This window comes from Enterovibrio litoreus, from assembly GCF_045679545.1.
Lineage (GTDB): Bacteria > Pseudomonadota > Gammaproteobacteria > Enterobacterales > Vibrionaceae > Enterovibrio.
Map to the genome: position 1 here is coordinate 3432141 of NZ_CP166194.1, position 16194 is coordinate 3448334.

Annotated in this window: 11 protein-coding genes, 3 tRNA genes and 1 pseudogene; 4 read left to right on the plus strand and 11 right to left on the minus strand. The window is 47.6% G+C overall.

Going from position 1 to position 16194, the window contains the following annotated elements:
* Window positions 1–40: 40 nt before the first annotated feature.
* Window positions 41–1396, plus strand: coding sequence for a glutathione-disulfide reductase (gorA, locus tag AB8599_RS15435; RefSeq protein WP_407331744.1), 1356 nt, complete (start codon window positions 41–43; stop codon window positions 1394–1396).
* A 73-nt stretch (window positions 1397–1469) separates the two neighbouring features.
* Here the strand turns inward: gorA and AB8599_RS15440 are convergent, their stop codons facing one another.
* From AB8599_RS15440 to AB8599_RS15485, 10 genes are all read right to left on the minus strand, one after another.
* Complete coding sequence (locus tag AB8599_RS15440) at window positions 1470–2252, minus strand: SPOR domain-containing protein (RefSeq protein ID WP_407331745.1); 783 nt, start codon at window positions 2250–2252, stop codon at window positions 1470–1472.
* 218 nt (window positions 2253–2470) lie between these two features.
* The gene (locus AB8599_RS15445; RefSeq protein ID WP_407331746.1) at window positions 2471–3283 is read right to left on the minus strand and encodes an SPOR domain-containing protein; all 813 of its coding nucleotides are present in this window, start codon (window positions 3281–3283) and stop codon (window positions 2471–2473) included.
* A 269-nt stretch (window positions 3284–3552) separates the two neighbouring features.
* Entirely contained in the window at window positions 3553–4872 is a 1320-nt protein-coding gene (locus AB8599_RS15450; protein WP_407331747.1) for a mechanosensitive ion channel family protein, read from the minus strand.
* A 296-nt stretch (window positions 4873–5168) separates the two neighbouring features.
* The gene (locus AB8599_RS15455) at window positions 5169–6110 is read right to left on the minus strand and encodes an ABC transporter permease (RefSeq protein WP_407331748.1); all 942 of its coding nucleotides are present in this window, start codon (window positions 6108–6110) and stop codon (window positions 5169–5171) included.
* Window positions 6111–6112: 2 nt separating this feature from the next.
* Window positions 6113–7090, minus strand: coding sequence for an ABC transporter permease (locus AB8599_RS15460; protein ID WP_407331749.1), 978 nt, complete (start codon window positions 7088–7090; stop codon window positions 6113–6115).
* Window positions 7091–7156: 66 nt separating this feature from the next.
* Window positions 7157–8716, minus strand: coding sequence for an ABC transporter substrate-binding protein (locus tag AB8599_RS15465; protein WP_407331750.1), 1560 nt, complete (start codon window positions 8714–8716; stop codon window positions 7157–7159).
* Window positions 8717–8834: 118 nt separating this feature from the next.
* The gene (locus AB8599_RS15470) at window positions 8835–10559 is read right to left on the minus strand and encodes a dipeptide ABC transporter ATP-binding protein (protein WP_407331751.1); all 1725 of its coding nucleotides are present in this window, start codon (window positions 10557–10559) and stop codon (window positions 8835–8837) included.
* 613 nt (window positions 10560–11172) lie between these two features.
* Window positions 11173–11249: transfer RNA gene (locus AB8599_RS15475), tRNA-Pro, on the minus strand.
* 2 nt (window positions 11250–11251) lie between these two features.
* Window positions 11252–11327: transfer RNA gene (locus AB8599_RS15480), tRNA-His, on the minus strand.
* 37 nt (window positions 11328–11364) lie between these two features.
* Window positions 11365–11441 (minus strand) — tRNA-Arg (locus AB8599_RS15485).
* Window positions 11442–11784: 343 nt separating this feature from the next.
* Between AB8599_RS15485 and AB8599_RS15490 the strand changes: the two genes are divergently transcribed.
* Window positions 11785–12204 carry a c-type cytochrome gene (locus tag AB8599_RS15490; RefSeq protein ID WP_407331752.1) on the plus strand — a complete coding sequence of 140 codons (420 nt, stop codon included), beginning with the start codon at window positions 11785–11787 and terminating at the stop codon, window positions 12202–12204.
* Between the two features lie 65 nt (window positions 12205–12269).
* Here AB8599_RS15490 and rep read toward each other — a convergent pair whose 3' ends face one another.
* Window positions 12270–14288 carry a DNA helicase Rep gene (gene rep / locus AB8599_RS15495; RefSeq protein ID WP_407331753.1) on the minus strand — a complete coding sequence of 673 codons (2019 nt, stop codon included), beginning with the start codon at window positions 14286–14288 and terminating at the stop codon, window positions 12270–12272.
* A gap of 216 nt (window positions 14289–14504) precedes the next feature.
* On the opposite strand from rep, the gene AB8599_RS15500 reads away from it, so the two are divergent.
* Both AB8599_RS15500 and AB8599_RS15505 read left to right on the plus strand, forming a co-directional pair.
* Complete coding sequence (locus AB8599_RS15500) at window positions 14505–15092, plus strand: TetR/AcrR family transcriptional regulator (protein ID WP_407331754.1); 588 nt, start codon at window positions 14505–14507, stop codon at window positions 15090–15092.
* 92 nt (window positions 15093–15184) lie between these two features.
* Window positions 15185–16189 (plus strand): annotated as a pseudogene (locus AB8599_RS15505) (efflux RND transporter periplasmic adaptor subunit); the annotation flags it as partial.
* Window positions 16190–16194 lie beyond the last annotated feature (5 nt).

Below are 16194 nucleotides of genomic sequence, written 5' to 3' on the forward strand. Positions count from 1 at the left end.
CTATCAGTGCGGAAATAAGAATAATCACATGGAGAATAAAATGGCCAAGCATTTTGATTACATCTGTATCGGTGGTGGTAGTGGTGGTATTGCATCGGCTAACCGTGCGGCAATGTATGGTGCAAAGGTAGCAATTGTTGAAGCGCGCCACTTAGGTGGCACCTGTGTAAACGTAGGCTGTGTGCCAAAGAAAGTAATGTGGCACGGCGCTCAGGTTGCTGAAGCGATCAAACTGTATGGCCCTGACTACGGCTTCGACACCACGGTAAACAAATTCGATTGGGCAAAACTGGTCGAAAACCGTGAAGCTTATATTGGACGCATTCATACTTCTTACGAAAACGTGCTTGGCAAAAACAACATCGAAGTCATCAATGGCTTCGCCAAGTTCGTTGATGCGAAAACCGTGGAAGTGAACGGCGAGCACTACACCGCTGACAACATCCTGATTGCAGTGGGTGGAGAGCCAACCATTCCGAACGTTCCCGGCGCCGAGCATGGTATCGACTCAAACGGCTTCTTTGAACTGAACGAGCAACCAAAGCGCGTTGCCGTCGTTGGCGCTGGATACATCGCGGTTGAAATTGCAGGTGTATTAAACGCACTCGGCACCGAAACGCACCTGTTCGTTCGTAAAGAATCTCCGCTGCGCACTTTCGACCCAATGATCATTGATACCTTAGTGGAAGTGATGGAAGCAGAAGGCCCAAGCCTTCATACACATTCAACGCCAAAAGAAGTCGTGAAAGAAGCCGATGGCTCTGTGACACTTCATTTTGAAAACGGTACGTCACACAATACCGACGTGTTGATCTGGGCGATTGGTCGTCACCCGACCACCAGCAAAATCAACCTGGAAGCGACTGGCGTTGAAACCAATGCTCACGGCTACATCAAAGTGGATGAGTTCCAAAACACCAATGTGGCTGGCATCTACTGTGTGGGTGACATCATGGAAGGTGGCGTTGAGCTAACCCCTGTTGCGGTTAAAGCAGGCCGTCAACTTTCTGAGCGCCTGTTCAATGGCAAAACTAACGCCAAGATGGATTACACCCTGATCCCAACCGTGGTATTCAGCCACCCACCTATCGGCACCATTGGCCTGACTGAGCAAGAGGCGAAAGCACAGTACGGCGAAGAAAACGTGAAGGTTTACACGTCTGGTTTTACAGCCATGTACACCGCTGTGACCCAACACCGCCAGCCATGTCGCATGAAGCTAATCTGCGCAGGTGAAGAAGAAACGGTTGTTGGCCTTCACGGCATCGGTTTCGCGGTTGACGAAATGATCCAAGGCTTTGGCGTTGCGATGAAGATGGGCGCAACAAAAGCGGATTTCGACAGCGTGGTGGCTATTCACCCAACGGGGTCAGAAGAGTTCGTGACCATGAGATAAGAAACTGTTTTATATAACAAAAAGCGACCTCATGGTCGCTTTTTTGTTTCCGTCATCAACAGCCGTTATCCCATCACTCACACAACACATTCAACGTTAGCGTGTCTGAAATGGCCACAAACGCCATGTCCAATTTAATATCGTAAACGTTACCGCTGTTTAACCAATATGGAATGGTCGCTGGGAACTGCTCTCTAGCACCTTGTCGCGCGACAGCGCGGCGAATGGCGGACTCTGATGCCAACCTCTTTCCCGATTGCGTACAGGCCTTTTTAGCGTCCAAATAGGTGGCACGCCACCAATCTCGTTGGTGGATGGAGTAACGCGCGTCATTGCCTTTGGGTTTTGGCGTCCAAAGACCAACAACTGGGTCGAGTTTACGCACTGTCGCTCCCTTGCTCAGGGTTTGCTTTGGCTTTTTGGTTGATTGCTGGGCTTGGGTAGACTGAGAAGAAGACTTCTCTGGGTAATCTATCTGACGGATAAACGCGTCTGATGTTACGGTTTCTTGACGAATTTTATCGCGAATGGCAACGGCACTTGTGAACGCTTGATAGGGACCAATCAGGCATCGAAAGCCTTTCTCTTCTGGCTTTAAAACCCAATCTGCGCTGTTGGCTATGTGCTTTTCAATACCTTGCCGGAAAGCTGCGCTTGGCAGGTTATCCAAAATGCCGCATTGCACCCAAAAAGCACCACCTTTTGGTGATGGCTTCTTGCTCCACAGCCCTTCACCTATGGGGCACTGAGCTGAGACTATACCAATGCCTTGCTCATCCCTCACCGTCTGACACTCCGTCATCGCGAAGGTGTTTGTGGCGAAGAATAGGCCCATCAGGAATAAGGTACGCGTCATTCCTTTCACTACCACATCAACTTCAATGGCAGATCTGTTTGTCTTACACCCATGCATACCTTCATACCGCTCGTATCATTACACGTTATTGATTCAACCGCACATTGTAGAGGGGAGGGTGAAAAACGAGAGATTTGATGATGGTTTCTACAGCAGATTTCACAACATACCAATATGACAACGAGACAAGCCGCAAAGAGAGCTTGCCCGTTGTATGGTTACTCACACAAAACAAGCAACGCAGATTCTTTTGACAGCGGCATTGACACCATCATTATCGAATCAAAAGCATGCTGTTCGGCAACCCAAAAAGGTAAACGGGTGGGCAATTGGGATTTGTGCGCTGTGCTCATCGATATTGATCTTAGTGTTGATTCGGACACCAGTTTCATTCGATCATTTTCGCAAGCGGATGTCGCCTCTTTCAAAGACGCTCGCCACCAAATGCGCTTGTCGTCAGTGTAACGCTTTTCGCCATCTCTAGGTTTCGGGCTTCTTAAGCCCAATAATTCAAAGTAATCACGCTTAAGAGCGACAATGGGCGCTGATACTTTCCCGTTGCCCTTACCTTTGATACTCATTTTGGTGGAAGGGTTGCCTGTGGCCTTTGCTGGGGTATTAACCGCCATAAGGGCATTCCGAATAAAAGCACTCGACAGCGCTGACTGTTTTCTCAGTTCGTCACGCGCACTCAAGGCGGTTGAATATTGTACAAACGGCCCAACAAGACAGCGATACTGACTGCCCTCTTTGCGAAAAACCAACGCTTCTTTGTTAGCAAGGCCCTTCATTTTTTGGGCAAACCCAGAGTCTGGTAGGCTACTTAACAGCCCACATTGCACCCAGAACATTCCCGATGAATTCTCTGGTGCTTTCCCCCACAAGCCTTGTCCAATAGGACACGTTTCCTGCACCACATTCCAATCACCTTGTCGCGATGAGGCGCAATCTGTCTCCGCAGACTGAACCGTCGTTGACGTTGAAAGCAGTAATATGAGCACACCCAACAAGTGTAACAATCGTATTTGCATTGCCCTTCTCCATTGAGGAGTATTTTTATTGTTCAGATAGTTAGCGTAGTTTGAAATTGTGCTATCGACGAGTCAACTTCATCGCTGCAAAAGAAAAACATCCGCTAAATAAACAACACCCCTCCGTTTTCATACAAATAGGATTAAGTAGGCGATCATCATTTTGGAAAGGAAAGCGCGTGAAACCCAACAAGAGAGTGTGAGTAACTCGTTATTGTTATTGTAGCCTCCAGTCGTTTTTGAACAGCAAAAATGGCTAAATGGTTTCGTCAATGTCGGCTAGCCAACTCATCTCGATTCAAAATACGTATTTCCCGCTGCGGATAAGGAATTTCAATACCGTTTCTTTGTAAAGTTTCAAGAATGATTAACAGTAAATCCCCCCCAACGCGATTTCGCCCGTCATCAATACCTTCCATCCAAAATTCGACAAACATATTGATACCCGAATCACCAAAGCTATCGATTTCACAATCTGGCCGCATTTCAAGCGCGACATCCTCACCCGCAATCACCTGCGGATGTGCAGCCACGGCTTCTTTAATCAGTTCCACCATGCTTCGAACATCGGTGTTATAGCCCACACTGAAATCAACCCGATAACGTTGATGTTTGTCTTTATGGGTCCAGTTGGTGAACATGGACGATATGAATTTTTCATTGGGAACGACGATATCTTTGCCGTCGTAGGTCTCCAATGTGGTTGAACGCATGTCCATTTGACGAACCATACCCCGTGTTCCGTCATCCATTTCGACGTAATCGCCAATGGTCAACGAGCGGTCGAAAAGAATAATCAATCCTGATATGAAATTTGACGCTATTGACTGAAGACCAAAACCAATACCCACGCCAATAGCACCGCCCAATACGGCGAACGCAGTCAGATCGATACCCATTGTTTGCAATAGAACCAATGAAATAAGCACAAACAAACCGATCTCAAACATTTTGACCATGAGCTCTTTGGTTCGAAGATCAAACTTTTGCTGGCGGCGAATGATCACTTTTCCCGTACTGTTTGATGCATTGCCTAACCAAAGCAATAACGCCCCCATCAACAAGGTTCGAGTCAAGTCATAGACGGAAACGTGGATGTTCCCTACTGAAATAGCAACCGAATCGACAACATTGATGACATCATCTAACCCATTGATCAGGTACAAAAAGAGCAATGGCATGCCAATCCAACGAAGCGCTTTGTTGGCAGCAGTGCTGGCTACGGCCACGTTGATGAATGAATAAAAGAGTAACAAGGTTGCCGTTGCAACAGCGAGATGCATCACCCAACTACTTTCGAAATAAAGACGGCTCACGGCAATAGAGAAATGAAGCAGCAGAATGGCACAAATGGGATATACCAATTGACCACAGCGATAGATCAATGAGCGAAGTGGGTATTTTTCTGGCTTAGCTGGAGGTGTATTAAATACCTTGAACGATGCAACTATTTTGCGTGACACAAGAAATGCCACGAGATAGATCATAACAATGACAAAAAGCTGTTCGTAGGTAGATTCGCTGTTTATGACGACCTGAGCCGTCTCAAATACGCTCTGCTTTAATGTCAACAATGCACTTGCATCCATGTTTCATCTCCAACTTACAAAAACCAATAGGCACCACCAATGCTTCACAGACTGGCATGACAACAATCAATCAGTAAAGGCAACGAACAAGCTCATTCAGTACATCGACGACACTCTCTCATTGTGATTGATATTGAAATTGATGCGCATCAAATTTGGTCGAGAAGGTGACGTTTCGCATTATTGTTACGGGCTTGAGGCTCTCACTACACGCAATAACGAGGCGATGACAAAAAAAAAGAGGTAACCCGGTTACCTCTTTTCTCATATAGCCATTCAATTAACGAGCAGGTCGACTAACCTTTATAAATTTTCGGATTGAAGACATCTCTTAACCAGTCGCCAAGAAGGTTTATCACCAATACCAGCAGAACAAGAACGATGCCGGGGAATGCGGTTATCCACCAAGAACCCGAGAAGATATAGTTGAAGCCTATGCTGATCAAGGAACCCAATGAGGGTTTATCAACCGGCATGCCTAACCCCAAGAATGAGAGCGCGGCTTCGGACATGATGGCATTGGCGACCTGCACGGTAGAAATAACCAGAATCGGCGATAAACAGTTTGGCAGAATATGTCTAAACATAATGCGCGGTGCGCGAAAACCCATCACCTGCGCCGCTTCAACATACTCTTTTTTCTTTTCAGCAAGTACGCTAGCCCGCACAGTACGTGCATATTGGGGCCATTCAGCAAAACCGATAATGACGACCAGCATTAAGATGGCGTATTCACTGTAAAAGTCGCTACCAAAGCTGGCTTTAAAAATCGCCGATACGATGATCGCCACCATCATGGTCGAAAACGAGAGCTGCACGTCGGCAATGCGCATTAACAGGCTATCAATGCGTCCACCAAAATAGCCAGCACTCAGCCCTATCACGATGCCAAGGAATAACTGCAGTGCAACGGCTCCCAAGCCAATCATCAGTGAAATACGTAGGCCGTACATGATGGTAGAGAGAATATCTCGCCCTTGGTTGTCCGTACCTAATGCGAAGCGTTCATCACCGTACTCCATCCATGTAGGAGGAAGCTCTGAATCCATGATATCAATCGACGACAAATCATATGGATCGGCCGGCGACAGGACAGGAGCGAATATGGCCACCAGCATAAACAACACGAATGCCGTAAAGCTAGTAATGGCGACTTTGTCTCGCTTGAAGTAGTAAAAGAAATCCGAGGCTAAAAACTGTTGCCAGCGAGAAGGCGCTTTCGGGGTCATCGTGCTCATACTTACGCTCCTTTGCCGGTTAGGTTAACGGTTGGATTGATTAAGCCGTACAGTAAATCAACCAAGGTATTGGTCACCACAAACAGTAAGCCAACAAAAATAACGTACGCAGTAATAAGCGGCGTATCAACGCGGTTAATGGCTTCAAGGAACAAAAATCCGGTACCCGGCCACTGGAACACGGTTTCGGTCAAAATGGTGTAGGCCACCATGGTGCCTATCTGCACACCGCCAACGGTGACAACTGGCAGCATGGTATTTTTTAAAGCGTGCTGGTATTGCACCTTACGCTCAGGCAACCCTTTCGCACGCGCAAATTTCACATACTCTGTACTGAGCGCTTCGAGCATTTCTGAACGCACAAGGCGAATAAACAGGGGAAGCATAATGGAAGAGAGAGAAACAGCCGGCAATACGAGGTGAGAAATACCATCAGCAGTAAAGAAACCAGATTCCCAGCCAAACCAGTTAGCCGTATCGCCTCGCCCGTATGAAGGCAGCCAATTTAATTCAATCGCAAACACGTACATCAACATGATTGCGGTCAGGAACACTGGCACAGAAATACCAATGATACTGAAGCCCATAATGAGCTTGGTAAGAAAACTGTTAGGGTGAATCGCGGAATAGACCCCGAGTGGTATCGAGACCACGACGATGATAATAGCCGCAGCAACCACCAATTCTAACGTCGCCACCAGCTTATCGAGGATCACATCGACAACCGGGCGCTTATAGAAATAGGAAGTTCCCAAATCCCCTTCAAGGGCATTCGAGACAAAACGGCCATATTTAACAAAAAAGGGATCATTGAGGCCGAGTTCATCGCGTAACTCGTTTCGCTCTGCTTCAGAGACAGACTGCCCAACCAGCTCCCGAAGAGGGTCACCTAGATTGTCCTGGATGGAAAACGCCACCAGGCTGATCACAAACATCACTACCAGTGCCTGAAACAGGCGCTTAACCAAAAACGTAAACATTCATCGCCCCGTAAACAACAAACTGGCTCCGGAAAAACCCGGAGCCAAAAACACTACGATTACCGATTACTTTTCAGAGACGACCAAATCGCCGAAGTAAGGGAAGTTCATCGCATTGACGATAGGCTGAATATCAACGTTAGACTTTGCCGCCCACGCCTGATTTTGCCAGTGTAGAGGGACAAACGCGGCTTCGTTATAAAGCGTCGTTTCTACCGCTTTTAGCATTTCAGCCCGCTTGGTTGGGTCAGTTTCAACGTTTGCCGCTTCAACCAATTTGTCGACTTCGCTGTTTGAGTAGTGACCACAGTTGTATTGACCTTTACCCGTATCAGCATTGCGCGTCATGGTCAGGAACTCAGTGAAGTTAGCTGAATCTTCAGTGTCTGAGTGCCAGCCGATCATTTGCATGCCCGCTTCACACTTGTCGAATTCAGGCCAGTATTGCGCTTTTGGCATGGTTTGAAGGTCAACTTTAATGTCGATCTTCGACAACATTGCCGCGACTGCTTGCGCAATTTTTTCATCGTTCACATAACGGTTGTTTGGCGCAATCATAGTGATGGTAAAACCATCGCCATAACCTGCTTCTTCCATCAAAGATTTGGCTTTTTTCAAATCATAGCGAGGTTTAAGATCGGGGTTATGACCGGCATAACCTGCTGGACTTTGCTGTGCCGCAGTGGTGGCGAAGCCTTTCATGATCTTTTGAGCGATGCCTTCATTATTAACGGCATAGGCAATGGCCTGACGAACTCGTGGGTCACGTAGCGGCTCAGACACTTTTTGGTTCAATTGGAACGTAATGATACGCGTACCCGGTAGTGTCACCAGATCGACACCCTTGGCGCTCTCAACACGTTTATGGTCGTTTGGAGAAACCGGTGCGATCATATCAACGTCGCCAGATAACAGCGCAGCAACACGGGTTGCGTCTTCTTTGATAGGGACAAGCGTTAGTTTGTCGACATTACCTGGGCTTTCTTTATCCCAGTAATCGCCAAAGCGATCAAATTCGACCTTCACGCCCTGCTCGCGAGATGACACAACGAAAGGACCGGTGCCTGAAACATTGGTAGAAGCAAAGGTAGAACCGCTTTTTTGGATTTGCGATTTGTCCGCACCACTTTCGGTTGTGCCAGAGTAGAAATCTGCATCCATTGGGAATACATACGTCATGGTTTGCAACACAAGCGGGTATGGACCATCAGTGATGAAATCTACTGTGTAGTCATCCACTTTTTTCACTTCCGCGATTGGCGTAAAGATACCTTTGAAATCAGGTGATGATTTCAAACGCTCAATCGTCCAAACCACATCATCAGCGGTAAAATCATTACCAGAATGGAATTTCACCCCTTCGCGCAGCTTGAATCGTACGGTTTTGTCGTCGAGACGCTCCCAGCTAGAAGCCAAACGTGGCTCAAATTGCAGGTCCTGTGTCCAGCGAACGAGAGGATCAAAGACCATGTGTGACATCTGCAGGGTACCGCCTGACAGTTGCTCATGGGGATCTAACGATACAGGATCTGCATCATAAGCAACGGTAATATCTGCGGCTGATGCAGCAAAGCTCAAGCCCGCTGCCATCAACGCAATGGCGATTTTGCTCTTCATGGTTTTCATTGCATGACTCCTTATGCTGGGAGCGAACTCCCGATCTGTTGTGTATTTGCAAAGCGCTAGGTCTCGCAAAGTTAAACCGATAACGGACACAACCATCCTTTCCACTATCGGCATTAAATTATTGTGGTGAGGCAGCAGCCTCTAACGCACTCATCCCCTTAAATTCAGGCATAAGAGATATCAGCTTTTTGCTGTACGGGTCCTGAGGTGACGTAAACAAGTCTTCCGTCTTGGCGACCTCAAGCAAAGTGCCTTTTTGCATCACGCCGATGCGATCGCACATTTGACGGATCACAGGTAAATCATGGCTGATGAACAACATGGTTAAATTCAGCTCTTGCTGGAGATCTTTCAGCAAATTCAAAATCTGAGCCTGAACGGACACATCCAAAGCTGACGTCGGCTCATCACAAATCAACAAGCGAGGGCGCGTTGCCAGAGCGCGCGCGATAGAAATACGCTGGCGCTGACCACCGGAGAATTCATGTGGATATTTGATGCCGCTAGCCCGACCTAACCCAACATGGTCAAGCAGGTCACCCACAATCATTCGGATTTGGCTTTCGCTCTCGGCAAGACGGTGAAAACGGATTGGCTCAGCAATGATATCTTGCACTTTCATGCGAGGGTTCATGGATGAGTACGGGTTTTGAAACACCATTTGCATCTGTCGACGAATCGGGCGACGTTGCGCTTCACTTTTCAGCGCCGTCAGGTCGATACCTTCGAAGGTAACTTTGCCTGAATTGGGCGGATACAAACCGGCAATCACACGCGCAATGGTCGACTTGCCTGAACCCGACTCACCAACAAGGCCAAAGGTCTCGCCTTCATGTACATCAAAGCTGACGTCGTTCGATGCCTGCACATATTCACGGCGGCTTTCAAAGAAAGAATCTTTAGTGACAAAACGAAGGTTCACGTTTTCCACACTAAGCAACGGGCCCGTGTAGGCACGCTCATCCTGACTTTGACCCAGCCAATGGGTTTTCACATCCAGCGGCTTCATGTCGACCGCTTCTTCGATATAGCTGACCAGCGGAAAGCGATCGAGCTTAATGTCTGAGCGAGGTACAGCGGAAATCAAGCTTCTTGTATAAGGGTGCTCAGGGGTGTTCAACACCTTGGCGGTTTCGCCAAATTCGACCAAATCACCGCGATACATCACGGCGATTTTATCCGTGACATTAGAAACAACACCCATGTCATGGGTTACGAGCATGCAACCCACATTCTTTTTGACGCAAAGCTCACGGATAAGATTGAGGATTTGATCTTGAATCGACACATCCAATGCCGTTGTCGGCTCATCTGCGATGATTAAATCAGGCTCTCCTGCAAGCGCAATCGCGATAACCACGCGCTGACGCATGCCACCTGAGAATTGGTGTGGGTATTGTTTAATGCGTACATTGGCATCCGGGATCCCAACTTGTTCCATTAAAGACACCGCACGATCTTTTGCTTCGTCTTCACTCAAGCCAAGATTCGTGGTGATGGTTTCGACAAGTTGCCTTTCAACCGTGAACAACGGATTCAATGACGTCATCGGATCTTGGAAGATAAACCCGATTCGCGCGCCGCGGTAATGGCGCATTTTTTCTGGCGAAAGACCTGAGATCAACTCACCTTCCAGATAAACCTCACCACTAGCGACGTGCCCTGGCGGGCTCAAAAGATCGATAACGGCGTTACCCACCGTTGACTTGCCAGCGCCGGACTCACCCACAACGCCCACAATTTCGCCACGCTCGATAGAAAAAGAGAGATTTTTAACCGCAGCAAATATGCCGTGACGAGACGGATACTCAATACGAAGATTTTTTACTTCAAGCAATGCCATTGACCAGACCCTTGATACTGCACAATTCCGTGCCTGTCTGAAAACAATCCCTGTTTACATCAACAAAACAAGACCAATTTAACGCCCTACAATCTGTCAAATGTTTCACGAAAAATCAACAAACTAACACTTATTACTAAATATATGACGCTTAATCGAATAAATATTCATCAAAGCATCGATTAACAGAATCGACATGCTTACTGAAAGTTGGATGCTAGTGCTTAAAAAGTATGTGCATTAGATATGAACAGGAAAAAATAGAAGAAGTACGCGATCGTTTAACTATTCAGCTAAGAACTGCGATGCTGTAACAAAAGGTAGGGAATTCTAACCTTTCACAGCGTTTATTTAGTGAGATCTGTGAGGACGCGCAGTCAAAGCGAGGGAATACGATAAGAATATTTTAGCGATGTGTTAACAAAAATCAGAAAGCAGATACGAAAAAGCCCGCTCTATTGAACGGGCTTAATCTGAATGTGGTCGGTGAAGAGGGATTCGAGCGGGGCGGCCTTCCGTACCCGACCCATCATGCTCCAGCATGACCCTAAAATATTTTTCAAATCTACAGATACGAAAAAGCCCGCTCTATTGAGCGGGCTTAATCTGAATGTGGTCGGTGAAGAGGGATTCGAACCCCCGACCCTCTGGTCCCAAACCAGATGCGCTACCAAACTGCGCTATTCACCGAGTGGGGTGGCTAACGGGACTTGAACCCGCGACAACTGGAATCACAATCCAGGACTCTACCAACTGAGCTATAGCCACCACATTATTTTTTTGCCAATTTTTGCTGTATCCGGATTGGCGCACCCGACAGGATTCGAACCTGCGACCTTTGGCTCCGGAGGCCAACGCTCTATCCAGCTGAGCTACGGGCGCTTGTCCCTGTCGGCGGAGTCGCATATTACGGATATCGCCCCTTGCCGTCTAGCACTTTTTTTAATTTTTTTTCCGACCGCTCTGTTTTTGTTCGATCGGAATAAAAACCGCGCTAACAGGCGTAATCATAACGGTTTAACGCAACAATCTAAAGCGCTATAATCACTTAGTGTTTACACGGAGTTAACCTCATCGCGGCATAGCTTCGTCGTCAGTTTTATCACAAATGCTTAAAAGATCGACCCAGTTAGACGATCAATACCCTAAAGTTGTGATAAAAATAACTAACAGCATAAAAAACGCCCGAAATATTCGGAGCCAAAAACATATTGGGAGTGAAACCGTGAGCGCAAAGGGAATTTTTTTACGTCGTTTAGCAGTGTCAGCTATCACCGCGCTGTCATTGATGGGCGCAGCGAATGCCGCTGACATGTCTGAAGAAGCCATTGCCGAGCGAATCGCACCGGTAGGCTCTGTCTATTTAGAAGGTGAAGCACCTGTTGATACAGCAGCCGCACCTACCGGCCCTCGCACTGGCGATGCCGTTTATAACACTTACTGTATGGCTTGCCATGCGACCGGTGCTGCTGGCGCGCCATTAGCTGGTGATGCTGCAGCTTGGGAGCCTCGCTTAGCGCAAGGTCGTGATGTTCTGAATAACCACGCCATCAACGGCTTTAACGGCATGCCTGCTCGTGGTACGTGTATGGATTGTTCAGACGAAGAGATCGTTGCTGCTATCGACCACATGCTGGCGCTGTAATACGATTTAATCGACGACAAAGGCGACCTGATGGTCGCCTTTGTGTTTTGTAACGCGGTGTCGCTTCAATCTTTGTTCAACATCGCACGAAGGTTTGCGATGGCTGCAGTTCCTTTCGCCATTCGCTCCTCCTGAGTCTGGGGCTTTTTCTTTTCTTCCCACTCCACGTCATCGTAGGGCAATTCTTCCAAGAAGCGACTCGGCAGCGGTTTTATCAGTTCACCATATTGTCGACGCTCTTTACAAAGCGTGAACGTCATTTCTTTCTGCGCTCGAGTGATACCCACGTACGCGAGCCGACGCTCTTCCTCGACGTTGTCTTCATCAATACTCGATTGGTGCGGCAATAAGCCCTCTTCCATGCCTATTAAGAAGACGTACGGAAACTCTAGACCTTTCGAGGCGTGTAACGTCATAAGCTGCACTTGGTCAGCATCGTCGTTGTCTTCGCCACGTTCCATCATGTCTCGTAATGTCAAACGCTGAACCACTTCTCGCAGTGTTTTTGGCTCATTGTCGTAGTTATCACCTTCGAGATCAGCCACAATCCAACTGTACAAGTCGGAGACATTCTTCATCGCCATCTCTGCAGCTTTCGGGCTAGACGAGCTTTCATACAGCCAATCTTCGTAGTGTGAATCACGCACGAGCGAACGCACGGCATCCACGGCATCGCCGCGCTCAAACTGATCAGACAGTTCGACAATCCAGCGCGTAAATCGCTCCAGAGACTCTAAACCCCGCCCATTGAGGTGCTGCTGCAGACCAATTTCAAAGCTGGCGGCAAATAAACTTTTTCCGCGCATGTTGGCGTAAGTTCCCAGCTTTTCTAACGTAACAGGGCCTATTTCACGACGCGGTGTATTCACTATCCTTAGGAAGGCGTTGTCATCATCTTGATTGGTCAGCAGGCGCAAATACGCCATGATGTCTTTGATTTCAGCGCGTGCAAAGAAAGAGGTTCCGCCAGAGATTTTGTAGGGGATCCGGTTTTGCATCAGCGCTTTTTCAAATAGGCGGGACTGATGGTTGCCGCGATACAAAATCGCATAGTCTTTGTAATCAGTGCGGTTCATGTATCGATGCGCAATGATTTCCCCCACCACTCGCTCTGCTTCATGATCTTCATTGTTGGCTTTGAGCACTTTTAGCATTTCGCCATCTGGCAATGTCGAGAACAACGTTTTCTCAAACACATGCGGGTTATTGGCAATCAAGATATTTGCCGAGCGCAAAATACGGCTGGTTGAACGGTAGTTCTGCTCAAGTTTGATCACTTTGAGACTTGGGAAATCCTGACTCAACATCAACAGGTTTTTAGGCTGCGCACCGCGCCAGCTATAAATGGATTGGTCATCATCCCCAACCACAGTAAAACGCGCACGCTCCCCCACCAGCATTTTCACCAATTGATATTGGCTGGTGTTGGTATCTTGATATTCATCCACCAGCAAATAACGAATCTTACTCTGCCAGCGCTCTCTCACCTCTTGGTTGGTTTTCAGCAAGATCACTGGCATCAAGATCAGATCATCAAAATCCAATGCGTTGTAAGCCTTCATCTGCTTTTGATACATGGTGTAGCAGTGCGCGAACAATTGATCACGCTCTCCCATCGCAACGGATTCAGCCTGCTGCGGCGTGAGCATGTCGTTTTTCCAATTGGAGATGGTATGCAGCAATTGCTTGAGTAAATCTTTATCGCCCTCTAGCTCATCTTCCGTCAGCTCTTTTAACAGTGCCATTTGATCTTGGTCGTCAAACAAAGAGAAACCAGCTTTCAACCCCAAGCTTTTATATTCACGGCGAATGATGTTGAGTCCGAGAGTGTGAAACGTAGAGACGGTTAAGCCACGCGATTCTTGCTTACCAAGTGTTTGACCAACACGTTCTTTCATCTCACGCGCCGCTTTGTTGGTAAACGTCACCGCTGCGATATGGCGTGCTTTGTAGTCGCACTGTTGTACGAGGTACGCAATTTTGTTGGTGATAACGCGTGTCTTCCCTGAGCCAGCGCCTGCCAATACCAAGCACGGTCCGGACACGTGGTGGACGGCGTCATTTTGGGCTGGGTTCAGTTTCATGGTGTCCTCGATGATTTAGGCAATAGTTAGCACGTGTATTGTATACCCAGCAATCTCAAGATGCTTGTTCAGTGAAAATTTGTTTAGGTATCCCAGAAACACTCGTCGATATCGTTTTGAATAAAAAATTCAATAAATTCAATGCCGACTTTATCTTGCACCACGCATCAAAAAACATACAATGAATGAACGTTCATTCATTGAGAGCGCTGTGTTATGTCTGATAAGAAAACACAGATCCTAGAAGCAACGGAACATTTACTCGCAAAACACGGTTTCGACCGCCTCTCTATGCAGATGGTGGCAAAAGAAGCGGGTGTCGCCGCGGGAACAATTTACCGTTATTTTTCGGACAAAGAAGATTTGTTAAGCCAGCTAAGGAGCCATGTTGTTCGCCAATGCGCGGCCAAGATGCTCGGAGGCTTCAGTCATAACATGTCTTTGAAACAACAATTTGTCACGCTGTGGTTAAACGCTTGGCGATTAACGATCAGCCGTGATGACAACGCGATTAACCGAGAACAGTTTGACAGTCTGCCTTACCAAAATAATGGCGAGCAGAGAGCAACAGAAAGAGAGGCTTTTTCTGCTGTTCATCAGTTTTTCCAACTTGGGATCGCAGATGGAACGTTTAAACCCCTTTCCACCGACGTGCTGTCCGGCATAGGTCTTGAACCGGCAATTTGTTTGGCACGGAAACAGGTGAAAGGGATTATATCCCTTGACGAATCAGCACTCGATAGCGTGATCAACGCTTGCTGGGACGCAATTTGCCTTCATAAAGAATCGGAGCAATCTACATGAAGAAATGGTTAATTATGCTAGCCATTGTGGCGGCTATGGCCGCGCCAGTCCTCTATAAACTCAGTGACAACCTAGCTAAATACGAAGCCTTTAAGAACATGCCAGAAGCAGAGTTCCCAGTGACTGTTGCTGAAATGGTATCGACGGATTGGGTACCAACCATCCAAGCAATCGGCTTTATCGAGCCGAATCAAGGTGTCACGCTGACCAGCGAAGTGAGCGGTGTTATCGAAACTATCAATTTCGAATCCGGTCAAACCGTGAAAACGGGTGATGTTCTGCTGGCGCTCGATTCTAAAGTGGAAGTAGCAAACCTTAAGAGTACCCAAGCTCGTTTGCCTGCAGCTGAAGCTAAATACAAACGCTACCAAGGATTGTTCCGTAAAGGGTCAATTTCCAAAGAAGCGTTGGACGAAGCAGAAGCGAATTTCCGTTCACTTCAAGCGGATGTAGAAAGCCTCAACGCTTCTATCGACCGTCGCACTATCGATGCGCCATTCGATGGCATTGTCGGCCTGCGTAACGTATTCCTTGGACAATACTTGCAACCTGGCAATGAAATTGTGCGCCTAGAAGACACCTCTATCATGCGCCTTCGCTTTACTGTTCCTCAGACAGACATTGCGAAAATCAAGCTGGGTCAACAGATCGACATTTCTGTCGATGCGTATCCTGACACCCCGTTCACCGGGAAAATCAGCGCGATTGAACCTGCGGTTAACTACCAAAGCGGCTTGATCCAAGTACAGGCTGACATTCCAAACAACCACGGTCAGCTGCGCTCAGGTATGTTTGCTCGTGCCAACATCATCTTGCCAACCTTCGAGAATCAAATCGTTGTGGCGCAAACCGCCATCAATTTCACGCTTTACGGTGAGAATGTGTATGTACTTCGTGAAGAAGACGGTGAAATGCGCGCGTATCAGCAAGTGGTAAAAGTTGGTGAGCGTAAAGGTCACATTGCACAAGTGCTTGATGGCTTGAAAGCTGGAGACAAAGTGGTGACGTCTGGTCAAGTTCGCTTGAGTAACGGCGCTAAGGTGAATGTTGTAGAAAGCGATGCCCTAAACCCACCGGCTGAGCTGCCACAACTGTAAGAGGC

What these genes read in the sequence shown, in the direction of transcription:
- AB8599_RS15440 (WP_407331745.1), bottom strand. Translation starts at nt 2,252, where the DNA reads ATGACGCGTACCTTATTCCTGATGGGCCTATTCTTCGCCACAAACACC.
- AB8599_RS15450 (WP_407331747.1), bottom strand. Translation starts at nt 4,872, where the DNA reads ATGGATGCAAGTGCATTGTTGACATTAAAGCAGAGCGTATTTGAGACG.
- AB8599_RS15445 (WP_407331746.1), bottom strand. Translation starts at nt 3,283, where the DNA reads ATGCAAATACGATTGTTACACTTGTTGGGTGTGCTCATATTACTGCTT.
- AB8599_RS15455 (WP_407331748.1), bottom strand. Translation starts at nt 6,110, where the DNA reads ATGAGCACGATGACCCCGAAAGCGCCTTCTCGCTGGCAACAGTTTTTA.
- AB8599_RS15470 (WP_407331751.1), bottom strand. Translation starts at nt 10,559, where the DNA reads ATGGCATTGCTTGAAGTAAAAAATCTTCGTATTGAGTATCCGTCTCGT.
- gorA (WP_407331744.1), top strand. Translation starts at nt 41, where the DNA reads ATGGCCAAGCATTTTGATTACATCTGTATCGGTGGTGGTAGTGGTGGT.
- AB8599_RS15460 (WP_407331749.1), bottom strand. Translation starts at nt 7,090, where the DNA reads ATGTTTACGTTTTTGGTTAAGCGCCTGTTTCAGGCACTGGTAGTGATG.
- AB8599_RS15500 (WP_407331754.1), top strand. Translation starts at nt 14,505, where the DNA reads ATGTCTGATAAGAAAACACAGATCCTAGAAGCAACGGAACATTTACTC.
- rep (WP_407331753.1), bottom strand. Translation starts at nt 14,288, where the DNA reads ATGAAACTGAACCCAGCCCAAAATGACGCCGTCCACCACGTGTCCGGA.
- AB8599_RS15465 (WP_407331750.1), bottom strand. Translation starts at nt 8,716, where the DNA reads ATGAAAACCATGAAGAGCAAAATCGCCATTGCGTTGATGGCAGCGGGC.